This window comes from Umezawaea sp. NPDC059074, from assembly GCF_042738955.1.
GTDB lineage: Bacteria > Actinomycetota > Actinomycetes > Mycobacteriales > Pseudonocardiaceae > Umezawaea.
In genome coordinates, this window is sequence record NZ_JBHYHC010000011.1 from 1 (window position 1) to 14,760 (window position 14,760).

Below are 14,760 nucleotides of genomic sequence, written 5' to 3' on the forward strand. Positions count from 1 at the left end.
GTTTTTCTCTTCGGGAGCGCGGGGGGGTGGCGGGCGCTCCCACCCCCCCCCCCCCACCCTCTCCCTTTCACCCAGGAGGGTGAACACGGCACACTCTGTCGGGTGATGGCCGCCCCCTGGCTCGACGTGCTCGACGAAACGATCGGGGCTTGCACGACGCACAACCGCCCCGACCTGGCGGAACGGTTGCGCGAGAAGCGGGCCCGACAACTGGATCCGAAGCTCAGAGTCCTGGTGATCGGCGAGGCGAAGCAGGGCAAGAGCCAACTGGTCAACGCCCTGGTGAACGCCCCCGTCTGCGCGGTGGGCGACGACATCACGACCACCGTCCCCACCTTCGTGCAGCACGCCGAGACACCGTCGGCGGCGCTCGTGCGCAGCTCGGCGGCCCGGCGCGCGGTCCACGAGAACCCGACCGAGCGCGTGCCCGTGGCGATCGACCAGGTCGCCAAGGAGGTCAGCTCCGGCAACTCCGGCGAGGTCGTCCGGGCCGAGGTCGGCATCCCGCGCGCGCTGCTCACGTCCGGGCTCGTGCTGATCGACACCCCCGGCGTCGGCGACCTGCGGTCCGCGCACACCGCGAGCACGTTCGCCGCCCTGATGCAGGCCGACGCCGTGCTGCTGGTGTCCGACGCGACCAGCGAGCTGACCGCCACCGAGCTGGACCTGCTCAAGCAGGTCATGACGAACTGCCCCAACGTGACCGTGGTGCTCACCAAGACCGACATCTGCCCGCAGTGGCGGCGGGTGCTGGAGACCAACCAGGCGCAGCTCGCCCGCGCGGGCGTGAGCGCGAAGGTGTTCGCGGTGTCGTCCGCGCTGCGGCTGCGGGCCGCGCAGACCGGCGACCAGGTCCTCAACGCCGAGTCCGGCTTCCCCGACCTGCTCGCGTGCGTGCAGCGCGACATCGTGTCCGCCGCCGACCAGCTCGCCCGCCGGGTGGTGGCCGTGTCGTCGGCGTCGGCGATCCAGCAGCTCGTCGCGCCGCTGCGGCAGGAGCTGACCGTGCAGAACACCAAGCGCACCGAGGACACCATCGGGGCCCTGCACGAGGCCCAGCGGCGGGTGGACGAGCTGCGGCGGCGCTCGGCGCGCTGGCAGACCGTGCTGGCCGACGAGATGGCGGACCTGGTGTCCGACATCGAGTTCGACCTGCGCGACCGGACCCGCAAGATCCTCCGCGAGGTCGACAAGACGTTCGACGAGGCCGACCCGGCCAAGGGCTGGGACTCGTTCGAGCAGTGGCTGGAGGACAACCTCACCGAGGCGGGCGCGAAGAACTTCGCCTGGCTGCTCGACCGGTCGGAGTGGGTCGCGGAGAAGGTCGCCAAGAGCTTCCCCGTCTACCGCGAGGACCTGCTGCCCGGCTCGATCTTCCCGGAGGACGTGCTGGAGCGGATCACCGCGATCGAGCGGCCGAACATCGAGAAGTTCACCATCAGCCAGAAGCTGTTCACCGGTCTGCGCGGCTCCTACGGCGGCGTGCTGATGTTCGGCCTCGTCACCAGCCTCGCCGGGATGCCGCTGATCAACGTGGTGTCGCTCGGCGCGGGCGCGCTGTTCGGCGGCAAGAGCATCAAGGACGAGGGCGACGCCCGGCTCAAGCGCCGCCAGGCCGCCGCGAAGAACGCCGCCCAGCGGCACGTGGACGACTTCTTCATCAAGTTCAGCAAGGACTGCCGGGACGCCGCGCGGCACGTGCAGCGCAGCCTGCGCAACCACTTCAGCACGCTGGCCGAGGAGTTGCAGGAGACGCTGCTGGAGTCGGCGCGCAGCGCGCGGCGGGCCGTGCAGGACGACGCGAGCAAGCGCGAGCGCCGGGCCGTCGAGGTGCGGCAGGACCTGGACAAGCTGGTGGAGCTGTACAAGCGGGTCCAGGTGCTCGGCGGGTCCCAGGTGGCGCTGGGGATCTCGGCGTGACCCTCCACGCCAAGGTCGTCGCGCTGCTCACCGAGGCCCTGATCGTCTACCGGGACAGCCCGCGCGCCACGGGGTGGCTGCGCAACCAGCTGGCCCGGATGGAGGAGCCGGTGCGGATCGCCGTCGCGGGGTCGCCGCGGATCGGCAAGTCCACCGTGGTCAACGCGCTCATCGGCGAGGAGTTCACGCCCGCGACCGGCTTCACCTGGTACCGCGACGGCGTGCGGGCGCGGGCGACCGCGTTCACGCCCAGCGGCCCGCAGGAGGTGCCGGTGGTGACGCGCGACGGCAAGGCGCACGTCGAGATCGGCATGTGGGACCAGGTCGACCGGCTGATCGTGGACTGGCCGACCCGGTCGCTGCGCGACGCGACGATCATCGACACGCCCGCCACCGCCACCAGCGACCAGGTGTACCGCGAGGCGGACGCGGTGCTGTACCTGATGCGGCACCTCCAGGACGTGGACCTCAAGTACCTCCAGGCCGCGCACGACAACCCGATCTCCCGGTCGTCGCCGATCAACACCGTGGTGGTGCTGGCGAAGGCCGACGAGATCGGCGCGGGCCGGATCGACGCGCTGTCGTCGACCAAGCAGATCGCCCGCCGCTACCGGCGCGAGGCGCGGGTGGGGCCGCTGTGCCAGAACGTGGTGGCGGTCGCGGGCCTGATCGCGGTGGCGGCCCGCACGATGCGGCCGGAGGAGTTCACCGCGCTCGCCGCGCTGGCGGCGTTGCCGCGCGCCGAACTGGAGGACCACCTGCTGTCGGCGGACCGGTTCGTCGGCGGCGACTTCCCGGTCGCGCTGGACCCGTCGGTGCGGCAGGCGCTGCTGGAGCGGTACGGCATCTTCGGCGTGCGGCTGAGCGCCACGCTGGTCCGGCAGGGCTTCGACACGCAGGTCAAGCTGGTCACGCAGCTGGTGCAGCGCAGCGGGCTCGGCGAGCTGCGCGACTCGATCAGCCAGTACTTCACCGAGCGCCGCGAGGTGCTCAAGGCCCGGTCCGCGCTGCTGGCGCTGGACGTGGTGCTGCGCGCGGAGCCGAAACCCGCCGCCCGCAAGATCGTGATGGACCTGGAGCGGATCGTCGCGAGCGCGCACGACGTGCGCGAGCTGCGGCTGCTGGCCGCGTTGCAGGGCGGCCGCACGCGGCTGCCCGGCGCGCTGGAGCCCGAGGCGTCGCGGATCGTCGGCGGGCTCGGCACGGCCGTGCAGGCGCGGCTGGGGCTGGAGGAGGAGGTCGACGAGACCGAGCAGCGCTACCTGATCGCCGACCTGCTGGCGAAGTGGCGCGAGCAGGCCGCCAACCCGGTGCTCGACCAGGACCAGCGGCGGGCCGCGACCGTGGTCGTGCGCTCGTGCGAGGGCATGCTGGCGGGCCTGGGCTGACCTTCCGGGGGATCATGTCCGGCATGGACACCCCTCTCACGACGGCGCGGTTGTCGCTGGTCCGCTGGCGCGAGGAGCACCTGGTCGAACTGCTGGTGCTGGCGAGCGACGAGCGGGTCGTCCGGCACATCGTCGACGGGAAGCCGTGGAACCGGGAGTACGCCACCGACCGGCACCGCTCGGTGCTCGCCCACTGGCGGCGCTACGGGTACGGCTGGCGGGCGGCGCTCGACGGCGGGACCGGGGAGTTCCTCGGGATCGCGTCGATGACGCACCGGACCATCGAGTCGATCGAGATCGGCTACTGGGTGGCGCCCGCGGCGTGGGGGCGCGGGCTCGCGACCGAGATGGCGGGCGCGGTGCGGCGGGAGTCGTTCGAGCAGCACGGGGTGCGCCGGGTCGTGGCGCAGTTCCAGGACGGCAACGACGCCTCGGGCCGGGTGATGGCGAAGATCGGGCTGGTGCACGACCACAGCGAGGTCGACCCGACCCAGGCCGGGCGGCTCGTGCACGTCTACGTCGGCTACCCCGACGCCTGACGCAGGGCCTCGCGGACGACGCGCACCGCGGCGCTCTCCGTGCGGCGGGGGTCGGTGACCAGGAACAGGGTCGACGCCGGGAGTTCGGCGACGCTGCGCAGCGCGCCCGCGGCCAACTGGTCGGCCACCGAGATCCGGGGCAGCACGGACAGCCCGAGGCCCGCCACCACGCAGGAGCGGGCGGCCTCGATGCTGCCGAACCGGGTCGGGTGGACGTCGGGCAGGTCGCGGGCGAAGCGGTCCGTGTACGAGCAGCCCTCCTCGAGGAGGAAGTACCGGCCGGTGTCCGGGTGGCCCGGCGCGGCGACGAGGTCGATGCGCTCGGTGCCCACGGGGACCGCGGTGAGGGTGGTCGCGGGCGGGTCGTCCTCCAGCACGAGTGCGAGGTCGACCACGCCGTCGTGGACGGCGTCGAGGGCTTGGCGGGTGCCGACCGGCGTGAGGTGCACCGTCACGCCAGGTCGGCGGTCGGCCAGGTCGGCGATGATCGTGGGCAGGCGGTAGGCGCACATGGACTCCGGCGCGCCGAGGCGGACGTCGCCGGAGACCTCCAGCACGCCCTTGGCGGTGTCAAGCAGCCGCTGCTCGGCCGCCAGGACGTCCAGGGCCGCGGCCAGCGCCCGCTCCCCCGCCTCCGTCAGCTTCGCCCCGGTCGGGAGCCGGTCGAACAGCCGCGCGCCGAGCTGGCGTTCGAGGGTCTTGACGTGGGTGGTGACGGTCGACTGCACCAGGTGCAGCTCGGCCGCCGTCGCGGTGAAGCTGCCCGTCCTGGCCAGCACCAGCAGGGTCCGGAGGAGCCGGGTCTCCATGCATCGACGGTAGCGATGGGGCGCATCGGTTGTCATCGTTGGACTCGATCCCCGCTGGTGGAGATGCTGGTCCCATGACGGAGATCCTGAGGTACACGGCGTTCAGCGTCGATCCCGACGGCGGCAACCGGGCCGGGGTCGTGCTGGACGCGAGCGGGTTGGACGACGCCGCGATGCTCGCCATCGCGGCCGAGGTCGGGTATTCGGAGACGGCCTTCGTGCTGCCCGGCGCGGAGCCGAGGACGTTCACGGCGCGCTACTTCAGCCCGCTGGTGGAGGTGCCGTTCTGCGGCCACGCGACCATCGCCACGGCGGTCGCGCTCGGCGAGCGGATCGGCGCGGGACCGCTGGTGTTCGACACGCCCGCGGGCCGGATCGAGCTGACCACCGGCGCGGGCACCGCGAGCCTCACCAGCGTGCCGACCTCCTCCCAGCCCGCCTCCCCCGACCTGGTGGACCGCGCGCTGCGGGCGTTGCGCTGGGACGCCTCGGACCTGGCGTGGCCGGTGCACGTGGCCCGCGGCGGCGCGGGGCACCTCGTGGTCGGGGTCGGCAGCCGGGAGCGGCTGGCGAAGCTGGACTACGACTTCGACGCGCTCGCGGACGTGCTGCGGTCGGCAGGGCTGATCACCGCGCACCTGTTCCACCAGCGGGCCGAGGACGTGTTCGACGTGCGCGAGCCGTTCCCGGTGGGCGGAGTAGTGGAGGACGCCGCCACGGGGGCCGCCGCGGCCGCGTTCGGCGGCTACCTGCGGGAACTGGGGCTGGTGACCGCGCCGCGGGCGCTGGTGCTGCACCAGGGCGTGGACATGGGACGGCCGAGCGAACTCCTCGTCGACGTCCGGCCGGACGACCCGCGGGTGGTCGTCACCGGGGCCGCCGTCCCCCTCTGAGTCCGCGGGCCGGCCGGTGCCGGTCCGCACTCGGCACCGACCGGCCCCCGGTCGGGGGTGGGCCCGGCAGCGCAGGCGTAGCGCCGCACACCCCCGTGGCTCGGTGGCGCAGGGGGGTCACCCCGCGTCCACCTCTTCGGTCTACCCCGAACTATGACCCGTTCGACGGGTGGCGGCTCATAGCAAAGGGGGATACAAGAGCGTTATGCCCGACTTGGAGTTACGCCACCTGCGAGCGGTCTGCGCGATCGCCGAAGAAGGCAGTGTCACGAAGGCCGCGACCCGGCTCGGACTGACCCAACCCGCGATGAGCGCGCAACTGCGGACCGTGGAGCGCATCATCGGCGGCCAGTTGTTCGAGCGCACGTCCGGCGGCAGCGTGCCGACGGACCTCGGACGGCAGGTGGTCGGCACCGCGCGGCTGGTGCTGGACGAGGTGGGCCAGCTGCTCAGCTCCGCGCGCGAACGCACCCGCGACCCGGCGCGCGGACCGTTGATCGTCGGCGGGGTGCCGCTGCTGTTCTTCGGGACGTTCGTGGAGGAGCTGCGCAAGGTCATACCGTGCTCGGAGGTGCGCTCGGAGATCACGTCCGGGTCCTCGGAGCTGCTGGAGCTGCTGGCCGCGGGCCAGGTGCAGCTCGCGGTATTCGACCGGTTCGAGGGGATGGAGCAGCGGGAGCTGCGCGGGATCGAGGTGCGCACGCTCGTGACCGAGCCGCAGTTCGTGGCGCTGCCGGACTGGGACCCGTTGGGGGAGCAGGAGGAGGTCGACCTCGCGCAGCTCGCCGACCGCGACTGGGTGGCGCCGCCCGCCGAGCAGATCGGCCAGCGCGTGCAGATCTTCCAGGCCTGCGCGGACGCCGGGTTCACGCCCCGGCTGGCGCACCACGTCAACGAGGCGGGCACGGCCCGCACGCTGGTGGCGGGCGGGGCGGTGTCGTTCGCGGCGGCCCCGTCGCGCAGCGGCGACGGCATCGTGATCCGGCCGCTGCGGGGCGCTCCGCTGAAGACCGACCTGCTGGTGGCGACCCGGCGGGAGGGCCCGGCCGCTGGGCGCGCGCACGACGTGTTCGCGTGCGCGGCCCGCGCCTACCGGTCGATCCTGCCGCGCAACCCCGGTTACGCGCGCTGGTGGGAGGAGCACCCCGAGGCGCACGCGGACCTGGACGCGGCGCTGGTGGTCAGCTCGCGCTGACGGCGTCCGCGACGGGCGTCGCCGGGCGGCCGATCAGCTTCTCCAGGTCCGGCCGGACCTCGGCGAGCACGCCCGTGCGGATGCCCGCGTGGATGTCGGCGAAGATCTCCGCGACGAACGCCGGGAACCCCGCGGCGGTCAGCCCGGCGACGTACTCCTCGTCGCTGACGTTCCGGTACGCCAGGGGTTTCCCGGTCTTCCGGCTCGCGAGGTCGGCCAGCTCGGCGAACGTCCACGCGCTCGGCCCGGTCAGCTCGTAGGCGGTGTTCTCGTGGCCGTCGGTGGTCAGCACGACGGCGGCGGCGAGCGCCAGGTCGTCGCGGGACGCGGAGGCGTTGCGGCCGTCGCCCGCGGAGCCGACCAGCACGCCGCGCTCGAGCGCGCCGGGCAGCTGGAGCGTGTAGTTCTCGTGGTACATCGTTGCTCTACCCAACCTGGGGCGATGTGACCACAACTTAGCTCCCCTCACCCCTGATCTGCAAACACAACGCCTGTTCGATTGCTGTTCGACCCAACATCGTGTGTACCATGGGTCCACACCACGACGAGGGAGAGAGCATGGAAGGCCAGGCAACCGGTGCCCGGCGCGGCCGGGCAGGCGGGCGCCAGAGCGTGTTACCCAGCGGCGAAGACATTGAGGCCATGCTGGCGACCGGCATGACCCAGGCTCGCATCGCCGAGATGTGTGGCACCACCTCGCAGGCGGTCTCGGCGAAGTTGCAGCGACATCGCAAGGGCACGAAAACTGACGCAGGCTGGAAACGGTACTGGCCCGAGAACTGGTTTCTTCAGCGGTCAGGCGGCAACGGGATTCGCGCCGACCACGCATCCACCTACGTCTACAAGCGACTGCTTGAGTACACCCAGCGTCGTCAAGGCGTCGAGCTGGACGCCAACGCCACACAGAAGCTCGACCAGTTCCTCGACAAGCTTCGTAGCCTCGACATGAAGTTGTACTACGACTACACCGACCCGAACGGCTTCCGTCTGCGTGCCGCACGTGCTGGCGACGACGAGAACGTGATTTGGGTAGCCGGGCCCTGAATACAGCAAAGCCCCCGCGGGGCCGCGGGGGCTTTGAAGTGCCGGTCAGTCGACCAGCGCAAGTTCTGGCGCAAGCTCGGGTACCGAAACAAAGAAGCGCAACGGCATCTCCAGGCCTACCGCCAGTGCCTCTGCTCGGAACATGCCTACCCACTTCTGGAGAGTGGCGGGGTCCATCCGCTCGGTTGCGGGATGACTCTTGATCGGGTCACCAGAGCGCAGCAAGAGACGAACTACTTCGATTTTCTCCAGCCGAGCTGGCCTCCTCCCAGCATCGCGTCCCCGCAGAATGCGCTCTACCACCACCCAGTCATAGCGGGTGGACGACAAGCGTGGTTGTCCCCGCTTTTTGATGGTGGCGCATGGATCGCACCGTCCCATCCGCACGCGCGGCTTCTCGCGGCAATCAAGGCATACGCCATCCAGGGTCCACCTGGCCTTGGTGGTCATCCGCAGCACACCGGGCAGTCGATACGGCATTCGCCGGTCGTCCGGTTGCCGGTCGCGCAGCTCATGCAGCCCATCGCATTGCAGTTCCAGCAGTCAGGGGATGCGACCTTTTCCAGGTGGCCACGGGACCGCCGCACAGCACGCAGGTCAGTGAACTGCGACCCGCACATCATCCAGCCTGCTTCACCTGCACCTTGCACGGAAGGTCGCCAGAACTCCACGCCGTTGTCCACCTCGCGGTAGATCACGCCGTCGAACGCTGCACGCCACGCTTGCGACATCTCCCTGCCGGACCCGTCCGGATTGGCCGTTTCCCGCTTCCCCAGCATTTCCAGGAAGCGACGAGTCTTCTTCCTCCCCCACCTCTCTTCGAGCCCGCGGTACAGCAGGTCGTAGGCCCGGTTGCGGTCCTCCAGTGCCGCGGTCAGCAGGGGCACGATCCGCTGCTGCACCCGCAGATCCCAGGCACCCTGCGCCAGCAGCTCGGCGCGTCGGCGCGCGATGCGCTCCCACGTCTCCGACTTGCGGATGAACTGAGCGGCAATGGCGGTCGTCTTGCGGTACGCCACGCGGCACTCTTCGTGTCCGTCGCCCTTGAAGGGGATCACCTGAACTTCACCTCCCATCGGATGTCGTTGGCGCTGGTGCGCCGCCGCGTGAGTTCCAGGCCGAGCTGGGCGCACCGGTACTTCCTGAGCGCCCGAGCCGCCTCCTGCGTGAGGTAGTGCATCGTCGAGACCGTCACCTGGACCCAGCCTCCTTCTCCGCTGCCTGCCCCTTCGCGCGAATGCCCTGGCACACCTCGCGGGAGCGGTCCGCGGACATCTCCACAGCGGCTACCTCGCCGGTCAGCTGGCGGATCGAGAGCTTGACCGTGCCGTCCAGCGTCACGGACACCTGCACAGTGCCGTCGTCGCACGCGAACGTGCGCGGCGCGTACCGGGTAAGGCGGTCCATCAGCGGTTCACCTCGGGGTGCTCGTTCGTGACGTCGACCAGCTGGCAACCGGGGTTCTCGGAGCGGATCTGCGCCAGCGTCCAGTTGATCGCGGCGTCACCGTCGCCGCGCGCTTCCGCCTGCGCCTCAGCCCAGGTCGTCTGGTAGGTGAACAGGTCCGGCTTCGCCTCGAACCAGCGCCATTCGGTGCGGAAACCACTGATGTCCTTGAGCACCCGCCGCGGGCGGCCGTCGCCGAAGCGGGCGATCAGCACGTCGCGCAGCTGGCGAAGCGCTGCGTCGTCGAACAGCCCGCTGCCGACGCCTTCGTGGTCACCCTCGTCCATCTCCAGTTCGAGTAGCACGCGCCCGCTGGTGGTCGCGTCCTCGCGGACGGCCAGCACACTGGTTCCCGCCACCGAGCGGATCACCACCAGGTCGACCACGTCGTGCTCCATCTCCTGCACGCTCAGCCCCTCGGGCAGCTGGCCGGGTGGCGTGAAGCTCGTCCCGCGGACTGCATACGTCGTTCGCTTCACGACACCTCCAAAGTTGGGTTCATCAACATCATCAACCCAACTTAGATGACCTACGCCAATCGGGTCAAGCCACCACGCAGCGTGTCCGCCACGCGTACCGAACTGGCCTCGCGCGCTCGCGCGCAGTGAGTGCACTACTTCCTCGGCTCCTGAGAGGAGTGCGCACCCTGGCTCCTGATACATGGATTCGCAGACTTCTTTAATCTACTACCCAGTAGGTTAACCACTACCACAGCTAATCGTCTGTTATAGGGGGCCTTCAGCCCTTAACTAAACAGCGGTTAGTAAGCATGGACAAGTATCAGGTTGCCGTCTCGCTGCGCTCGAAGCGTAGCGACAGGGTGCAGTCACTGCGCGCATGAGTCGACCTCACTTGACGCACTCGCAGCGGCATGTCAGGCTGCGGCTTGCCGCAATCCTGCGGCGATCGACTGACGTCACCACAGGTCAAGCGATTAAACGATGGCCAAACTGAGACTTACGTCACATACTCCAAGTGACGACGAATCTCACGTACAGTGACGCTGAGTAGTCCGATCGGGTGACGAAGTAACGCCCCCTGAAACGGCGTCGATCGATTAGATAGGCGAATATCGCGCAACACGCAATGGGGGTTCTATGTGCGAGCAACGTGATGCCAACACGTTCCAGTTGACGTTCACCCTGTCGGGCGACGTCCTGGATGTCGCACTTCCCGCAGGGGCGGGAGAGCGCGAGCTGGCCGTGTTGGACCAGCTCGTTCCGACCATCAAGACCGTGATCAGGAAGGCGAGAGGTGTCCCCGCGTAGCGGGGCTCCACGTGTGCTAAGTTGGGGCGAACATGTTGCTTTATCCAACATCAACACGAGAGGGGGAGGGCATGATCACCCTGCACCTGCGCGCCGGGTCACCCGTCGCGAAGCTCGTTGACGAAACAGCCGAGCGCGCAGAGCTGTACGCCGAGGGGGACCCGTGGTCCGTGGTGACCAAGAAGCTGGTTGCCCTCAGCAAGGAGATCCCGCCGCTCGCGGCGATGGTCTTGCAGGCCGGGCGCGGCGCACCGAAGGTGGCCGTCGAACGCTGGGCGGCGCGGCACAGCGCCATGCTGGTCTGCCTGCCGGAAGCCGCGGACTACGTGCACGGCCGGGTCGCGCGGGCGCTGGACAGCGGCGCGGACTTGGTGCTGCTGGACGCCGGACTGATGAACCTGGACCTGGTGGCGGGCCGATGAACCACCTGACGACCGCGCAGTTTCAGACGCTGCTGCTGGTGCTGGGCTGCGCCGTGCTGACCGGCTTCGCGCTCTGGTTGGCGCTGCGGGAACCCCGGAGGCCTGCGTGAACCACACCTGCCGCGGGTGCTCGACCATCTGGACGGGCTCGGTCATGTGCCACTGCTCGGCGCGGGACTGCCACCGCACGTTCAGCAGCCCCAAGACGTTCGACCGGCACCGCCGGGGCGGTCAGTGCCAGGACCCCGCCACGCTCACGCAGGGCAAGGATGGGAAACCGGCAATGCGCCAGAACGACCGGGGTGTGTGGGTCGGGGCGAACGAGAAGCCCTTGGACCTCCTCATGGAGGAAGACCTGTCCGGCTGCGCGTACTGGCTGTTCGTCAACGGCAAGGGCCCACGGGCCAGCTGCTCGAACGGCTGCTGGCAAGAACCCGCGTGCATCACCGACGAGCCGATCGACGGCTGGCCCAGTCAGCGCAAGTTGTCCACCCCGGTGAACGAGGGCGGCCCCTCCACCGGTTGAGTACCATCACTAGGCGCTGGTCGCACAGCGCGTACGAGGACTACGCCTCGTGTGGCGAGAAGTACCGCCTGAAGCGCGTAGAGAAGGTGCCGGACCAGCCGGGCGTGGCACGGGTCGGCGGCAAGGCCTTTCACTCCTGGACCGAACCCTTCGATCTCGCCGAGCACCAGTCCGAACGGGACGCCCTCATCGGCCAGTGGCCGGACTTCCTCGAAGCAGCCATCGCCGAGGAAGAGGAGAAGTACGGCGTCGCCCGCGACAAGTTCACCACCTCGGGCCGGGCCACCAAGGAGAAGCCGAACAAGGAGGACATCCCGTACTGGCGGGACGTTCTCGGACCCGAGCTGATCGAGAAGTACGCGAAGTGGGCGGGCAGCAATGACTGGGTCATCGCCCAAGACCTCCCACAGGACGCCAACGGCAACACTGTGGGCGTCGAGTACGAGGTGACGTACCGGGTCGGCCAAGTCCAGGAGAAGGGCTATCTGGACCGGGTGTACTACGACATCAACGGCAACCTTGGTGTGGTCGACATCAAGACGTGGTCGCGCAAGCGGGTCACGATCCAGCTGCCCGGCTACCTGGTGGCGCTCCAGAAGCGTGGCGTCAACGCCACGTGGGGCTCCTACTACCACGCCCGCCAGGGCAAAGCCGATCTCCCAGTCTTCTACGGCTGGGACGAACACAAGCTGGCCTTCGCCTACGAGCAGGCCGCCGTCATGGAAGCCCAGGGCTTCTACCTCCCTCGTGTGTCCGACGACTGCAACTGGTGCAGCGTCAAGGCGCACTGCCGCTTTGCCCTCTGAGGAAAAGGAAGTGAAGTGCTGAAGTTCAGCGCCCGTATCCCCACCGTGGAGTACGGGTACTTCGAGGTCGAGTCCGACAACTACGACGAGTTCGTGCAGGGCGTGGTGCAGGCCACGGACGCCGTCGGCCAGCTCGCCGGACCGCCTCCCGCTCCCCCGCAGCAGTACCAGCAGCAGCCCGGTCAGCTGCCGCAGGTGAACGGCCAGGCCGCCCCGCAGTGGGCGGCCCCCGACCAGCAGGCGCAGCAGCAGTTCATCCCGCCGGGCCAGCAGCAGACCCCACAGGGCTGGCCGCAGGTTCCCCCGCCCGGCCACCAGGCCCCACAGCAGCAGGGCTGGCAGCCGTCCGCGCCGCAGCAGGGAGCCCCGTCGGGTGCGCCGATGTGCGCGCACGGCGAGCGGAAGCACGTCACCGGCACCGGGGCCAAGGGGCCGTGGGCTGCCTGGTTCTGCCCGCTCCCGAAGAACGCGAACGGCAAGTGCGAACCCGAGTGGATCAAGTGAGCTGAGTGCTCTCAGCCACACAGGTAGTCCGCAAGCGGACTGACGCAGGCCAAGCCCTGCCGACCGTGTGGGACAGCTTCGCCAAGAAGAAGATCGTCTTCCGCCGAGGACAACTCCACCTGACCGCCGCCGCGCCCGGCACCGGGAAGTCGGTGCTGGCGCTGGCGCTGGCCGTGCACATGCAGGTGCCCACCCTGTACGTCTCGCTGGACGGGGACGAGCTGACCGTGGGAACCCGGCTGGTGCAGATGGCCACCGCGTGCGACACGGCAACCGCCGAGCAAGCCGTGCTCGGCAAGACCGATCTTGCGCTCCAGGCGGCCAGGGCTGTGCCGTGGCTGACGTTCACCTACCCGTCTGCTGCGTCCACAGAGGACATCGCACAGCACGTGTGGGCGTACGCCGAAGCCCACGGCGACTGGCCGCACCTGGTGGTGGTGGACAACCTGTCCGACGTGGCAGACGAAGACTCGGCGGCCGAACTGTCCCGAGCAATGGACGACCTGACCATCCTCGGTCGGCAGACCGGCGCGGCGGTGCACGTGCTGCACCACGTGGGCGGCGACTACGAGGACGGGGACCGCGTGGTCCCCCTCTCGGGCCTCCGCTACAAGGTCGGCAAGAAACCGAGCCTGGCACTCACGATCAGCCGCGGCGGGCAGGAAGGCCAGGCGTTCGTGTCGGTCGTGAAAAACCGGTTCGGCCCGGTCGACCCGAGCGGGCTCGCTGTCCGCGCCGAGCTGCGCATGGACTTCTCGACCATGCAGGTAACCAATCCCACCTGGGCCCCCGAATGGAGGCATTCATGAAGACCGGCTTCGACGAGACCGAGGGCGATACCGCCGCACTCGGCAACCTGCTCTACGAGGCGGGCATGTCCCCCGAGCGCGCCGAGCGCGTGGCTCGGTTCCTCGTCACCACCACGGACCGCGAGTTCGGAGAAGAGGACTGATGCCCGGCGTCAAGATCATGGACATCTCGAACCACCAGTCGACGATGGACGTCGAGCGGGTGGTGCGGGAGAACGGCATCGGTGCCGTGTTCATCCTGACCAACGACGGCACGTTCGTGAACGCGTTCTTCCACGCCCAGGCGGACGCGGCCGAGCGGGCCGGGGCGATCGTCGTCCCGTACTTCTACCTGCGGCCCAACTGGGCGCAGACGGTGGACGTCCACATCGGGGTGGTGGGCGACCGCTACGACTCGTCCATTGTGGACGTGGAAGAGGGCTCGGGCGGCTGGGCTGAGACTTGGGCCGCGCACAACAGGCTGTGGGACGCGGGCAGGTACACACCGCTCGTGTACTTCCCGAACTTCTACTGGCAGAAGGTGGGTTCACCCGACCTGACGCCGTTGAAGGTCAAGGTCCGCGGGCACTGGAAGTCCTGGTACGCCGATCGTGACTGGCGGGAGTTCCAGGACGCGCTGGACCGGGTGCCCGGCTACGTCTGGGACGACAACCGCGGCGGCATCCTCGTCGAGATCGTCCAGTTCACGGGCACGGGCCGTGTGTCCGGCTACGGCGCGCACGTGGACCTCAACTTCTACCGCGGATCGATCGAAGAACTGGCTGCCCTGCTGGGCAAGGAAGAGGACGACATGAAGCTGACCGACCGCATCACGAACGCCTGGGACGGCACGCCGACGCTGGAGGAGGTGTTCCGCTACATCGACCTGCGCTCGGCGGAAGCGGCCGAGCACTCGGCGAACGCGGCGACCGACGCGGCCGAGGCGCTGGCCATCGTGAAGGACATCAAGGAAGCGGTGGGCAAGCTGGTCACCGCCCCCGGCGGTGGCGTCTCCCCGGCCCCCGGCGGGCTGACGAAGGCCGAGCTGATCGAGGTGCTGAACACCGTCGGCATCAAGCCGCCCACCTCCTGGGCGAAGCTCACCGTCAACCCGAGTGTCCAGCTCTGACCTGAAGGGGCAGGGGCTGGGCGTCTGCAAGGACTGCATCCGTGACGGTGTGGCCACGCGACGCCCAGCCCCGCATCCAGGGC

The 14,760-nt window shown here is 69.4% G+C and carries 21 protein-coding genes; 14 read left to right on the top strand and 7 right to left on the bottom strand.

Features of this window, described 5'->3' with window-relative positions; all coding sequences use genetic code 11:
- Positions 1-105: 105 nt before the first annotated feature.
- Genes ACFWW9_RS07845 through ACFWW9_RS07855 form a run of 3 tightly spaced genes read left to right on the top strand, consistent with a single transcriptional unit; the run spans position 106 to position 3,847 of the window.
- Entirely contained in the window at positions 106-1,920 is a 1,815-nt protein-coding gene (locus ACFWW9_RS07845) for a dynamin family protein (protein ID WP_390372982.1), read from the top strand.
- Positions 1,917-3,308: a GTPase domain-containing protein gene (locus ACFWW9_RS07850; RefSeq protein WP_390372985.1), complete on the top strand. Its 1,392-nt coding sequence runs from the start codon at positions 1,917-1,919 to the stop codon at positions 3,306-3,308. Before ACFWW9_RS07845 ends, ACFWW9_RS07850 begins: the two co-directional genes overlap by 4 nt.
- A gap of 23 nt (positions 3,309-3,331) precedes the next feature.
- Positions 3,332-3,847 carry a GNAT family N-acetyltransferase gene (locus tag ACFWW9_RS07855; RefSeq protein WP_390372988.1) on the top strand — a complete coding sequence of 172 codons (516 nt, stop codon included), beginning with the start codon at positions 3,332-3,334 and terminating at the stop codon, positions 3,845-3,847.
- Here the strand turns inward: ACFWW9_RS07855 and ACFWW9_RS07860 are convergent.
- Entirely contained in the window at positions 3,832-4,656 is an 825-nt protein-coding gene (locus tag ACFWW9_RS07860; protein WP_390372990.1) for a LysR family transcriptional regulator, read from the bottom strand. The genes ACFWW9_RS07855 and ACFWW9_RS07860 overlap by 16 nt on opposite strands.
- A 74-nt stretch (positions 4,657-4,730) precedes the next feature.
- On the opposite strand from ACFWW9_RS07860, the gene ACFWW9_RS07865 reads away from it, so the two are divergent.
- Positions 4,731-5,549: a PhzF family phenazine biosynthesis protein gene (locus ACFWW9_RS07865; RefSeq protein ID WP_390372992.1), complete on the top strand. Its 819-nt coding sequence runs from the start codon at positions 4,731-4,733 to the stop codon at positions 5,547-5,549.
- A gap of 205 nt (positions 5,550-5,754) precedes the next feature.
- Positions 5,755-6,744 (top strand): LysR family transcriptional regulator, encoded by a 990-nt coding sequence (locus tag ACFWW9_RS07870; protein ID WP_390372994.1) that lies wholly within the window; start codon positions 5,755-5,757, stop codon positions 6,742-6,744.
- On the opposite strand, the gene ACFWW9_RS07875 is transcribed toward ACFWW9_RS07870, so the two are convergent.
- On the bottom strand, positions 6,731-7,162 hold the full coding sequence (locus ACFWW9_RS07875; protein WP_390372998.1) for a hypothetical protein: 432 nt from the start codon (positions 7,160-7,162) through the stop codon (positions 6,731-6,733). The two genes, ACFWW9_RS07870 and ACFWW9_RS07875, sit on opposite strands and share 14 nt — an antisense overlap.
- A 140-nt stretch (positions 7,163-7,302) precedes the next feature.
- On the opposite strand from ACFWW9_RS07875, the gene ACFWW9_RS07880 reads away from it, so the two are divergent.
- Positions 7,303-7,788: a hypothetical protein gene (locus tag ACFWW9_RS07880; RefSeq protein ID WP_390373001.1), complete on the top strand. Its 486-nt coding sequence runs from the start codon at positions 7,303-7,305 to the stop codon at positions 7,786-7,788.
- A 45-nt stretch (positions 7,789-7,833) separates the two neighbouring features.
- On the opposite strand, the gene ACFWW9_RS07885 is transcribed toward ACFWW9_RS07880, so the two are convergent.
- From ACFWW9_RS07885 to ACFWW9_RS07905, 5 genes are read right to left on the bottom strand one after another with little or no spacing between them, the layout of a single operon-like run.
- Complete coding sequence (locus tag ACFWW9_RS07885; RefSeq protein WP_390373004.1) at positions 7,834-8,238, bottom strand: hypothetical protein; 405 nt, start codon at positions 8,236-8,238, stop codon at positions 7,834-7,836.
- The gene (locus tag ACFWW9_RS07890; RefSeq protein WP_390373007.1) at positions 8,235-8,846 is read right to left on the bottom strand and encodes a hypothetical protein; all 612 of its coding nucleotides are present in this window, start codon (positions 8,844-8,846) and stop codon (positions 8,235-8,237) included. The genes ACFWW9_RS07885 and ACFWW9_RS07890 overlap by 4 nt, the downstream gene beginning before the upstream one ends.
- The gene (locus ACFWW9_RS07895; RefSeq protein ID WP_390373010.1) at positions 8,843-8,983 is read right to left on the bottom strand and encodes a hypothetical protein; all 141 of its coding nucleotides are present in this window, start codon (positions 8,981-8,983) and stop codon (positions 8,843-8,845) included. Before ACFWW9_RS07895 ends, ACFWW9_RS07890 begins: the two co-directional genes overlap by 4 nt.
- Positions 8,980-9,195 carry a hypothetical protein gene (locus ACFWW9_RS07900; protein ID WP_390373013.1) on the bottom strand — a complete coding sequence of 72 codons (216 nt, stop codon included), beginning with the start codon at positions 9,193-9,195 and terminating at the stop codon, positions 8,980-8,982. Before ACFWW9_RS07900 ends, ACFWW9_RS07895 begins: the two co-directional genes overlap by 4 nt.
- The gene (locus ACFWW9_RS07905) at positions 9,195-9,713 is read right to left on the bottom strand and encodes a hypothetical protein (protein WP_390373016.1); all 519 of its coding nucleotides are present in this window, start codon (positions 9,711-9,713) and stop codon (positions 9,195-9,197) included. The genes ACFWW9_RS07900 and ACFWW9_RS07905 overlap by 1 nt, the downstream gene beginning before the upstream one ends.
- Before the next feature lie 618 nt (positions 9,714-10,331).
- On the opposite strand from ACFWW9_RS07905, the gene ACFWW9_RS07910 reads away from it, so the two are divergent.
- The 8 genes from ACFWW9_RS07910 (at position 10,332) to ACFWW9_RS07945 (ending at position 14,677) form a co-directional block, all read left to right on the top strand.
- Entirely contained in the window at positions 10,332-10,502 is a 171-nt protein-coding gene (locus tag ACFWW9_RS07910; RefSeq protein ID WP_390373018.1) for a hypothetical protein, read from the top strand.
- A 71-nt stretch (positions 10,503-10,573) separates the two neighbouring features.
- Positions 10,574-10,924, top strand: a complete 351-nt coding sequence (locus ACFWW9_RS07915; RefSeq protein ID WP_390373021.1) for a hypothetical protein — start codon at positions 10,574-10,576, stop codon at positions 10,922-10,924.
- Between the two features lie 106 nt (positions 10,925-11,030).
- A complete protein-coding gene (locus tag ACFWW9_RS07920) occupies positions 11,031-11,450 on the top strand; it encodes a hypothetical protein (RefSeq protein ID WP_390373023.1) in 420 nt (139 codons plus the stop codon).
- Positions 11,447-12,256, top strand: coding sequence for a PD-(D/E)XK nuclease family protein (locus ACFWW9_RS07925; protein WP_390373026.1), 810 nt, complete (start codon positions 11,447-11,449; stop codon positions 12,254-12,256). Before ACFWW9_RS07920 ends, ACFWW9_RS07925 begins: the two co-directional genes overlap by 4 nt.
- Before the next feature lie 15 nt (positions 12,257-12,271).
- Positions 12,272-12,760 (top strand): hypothetical protein, encoded by a 489-nt coding sequence (locus tag ACFWW9_RS07930; RefSeq protein ID WP_390373029.1) that lies wholly within the window; start codon positions 12,272-12,274, stop codon positions 12,758-12,760.
- 5 nt (positions 12,761-12,765) lie between these two features.
- The gene (locus ACFWW9_RS07935) at positions 12,766-13,569 is read left to right on the top strand and encodes an AAA family ATPase (RefSeq protein WP_390373032.1); all 804 of its coding nucleotides are present in this window, start codon (positions 12,766-12,768) and stop codon (positions 13,567-13,569) included.
- The gene (locus ACFWW9_RS07940) at positions 13,566-13,712 is read left to right on the top strand and encodes a hypothetical protein (RefSeq protein WP_390373035.1); all 147 of its coding nucleotides are present in this window, start codon (positions 13,566-13,568) and stop codon (positions 13,710-13,712) included. Before ACFWW9_RS07935 ends, ACFWW9_RS07940 begins: the two co-directional genes overlap by 4 nt.
- Positions 13,712-14,677, top strand: coding sequence for a GH25 family lysozyme (locus ACFWW9_RS07945; RefSeq protein WP_390373037.1), 966 nt, complete (start codon positions 13,712-13,714; stop codon positions 14,675-14,677). Before ACFWW9_RS07940 ends, ACFWW9_RS07945 begins: the two co-directional genes overlap by 1 nt.
- Positions 14,678-14,760 lie beyond the last annotated feature (83 nt).

Excerpts from the sequence above, each read along its gene's own strand:
- ACFWW9_RS07845 (WP_390372982.1), top strand. The coding sequence starts at position 106 with ATGGCCGCCCCCTGGCTCGACGTGCTCGACGAAACGATCGGGGCTTGC.
- ACFWW9_RS07855 (WP_390372988.1), top strand. The coding sequence starts at position 3,332 with ATGGACACCCCTCTCACGACGGCGCGGTTGTCGCTGGTCCGCTGGCGC.
- ACFWW9_RS07860 (WP_390372990.1), bottom strand. The coding sequence starts at position 4,656 with ATGGAGACCCGGCTCCTCCGGACCCTGCTGGTGCTGGCCAGGACGGGC.
- ACFWW9_RS07865 (WP_390372992.1), top strand. The coding sequence starts at position 4,731 with ATGACGGAGATCCTGAGGTACACGGCGTTCAGCGTCGATCCCGACGGC.
- ACFWW9_RS07870 (WP_390372994.1), top strand. The coding sequence starts at position 5,755 with ATGCCCGACTTGGAGTTACGCCACCTGCGAGCGGTCTGCGCGATCGCC.
- ACFWW9_RS07875 (WP_390372998.1), bottom strand. The coding sequence starts at position 7,162 with ATGTACCACGAGAACTACACGCTCCAGCTGCCCGGCGCGCTCGAGCGC.
- ACFWW9_RS07880 (WP_390373001.1), top strand. The coding sequence starts at position 7,303 with ATGGAAGGCCAGGCAACCGGTGCCCGGCGCGGCCGGGCAGGCGGGCGC.
- ACFWW9_RS07885 (WP_390373004.1), bottom strand. The coding sequence starts at position 8,238 with ATGACCACCAAGGCCAGGTGGACCCTGGATGGCGTATGCCTTGATTGC.
- ACFWW9_RS07900 (WP_390373013.1), bottom strand. The coding sequence starts at position 9,195 with ATGGACCGCCTTACCCGGTACGCGCCGCGCACGTTCGCGTGCGACGAC.
- ACFWW9_RS07910 (WP_390373018.1), top strand. The coding sequence starts at position 10,332 with ATGTGCGAGCAACGTGATGCCAACACGTTCCAGTTGACGTTCACCCTG.
- ACFWW9_RS07915 (WP_390373021.1), top strand. The coding sequence starts at position 10,574 with ATGATCACCCTGCACCTGCGCGCCGGGTCACCCGTCGCGAAGCTCGTT.
- ACFWW9_RS07940 (WP_390373035.1), top strand. The coding sequence starts at position 13,566 with ATGAAGACCGGCTTCGACGAGACCGAGGGCGATACCGCCGCACTCGGC.
- ACFWW9_RS07945 (WP_390373037.1), top strand. The coding sequence starts at position 13,712 with ATGCCCGGCGTCAAGATCATGGACATCTCGAACCACCAGTCGACGATG.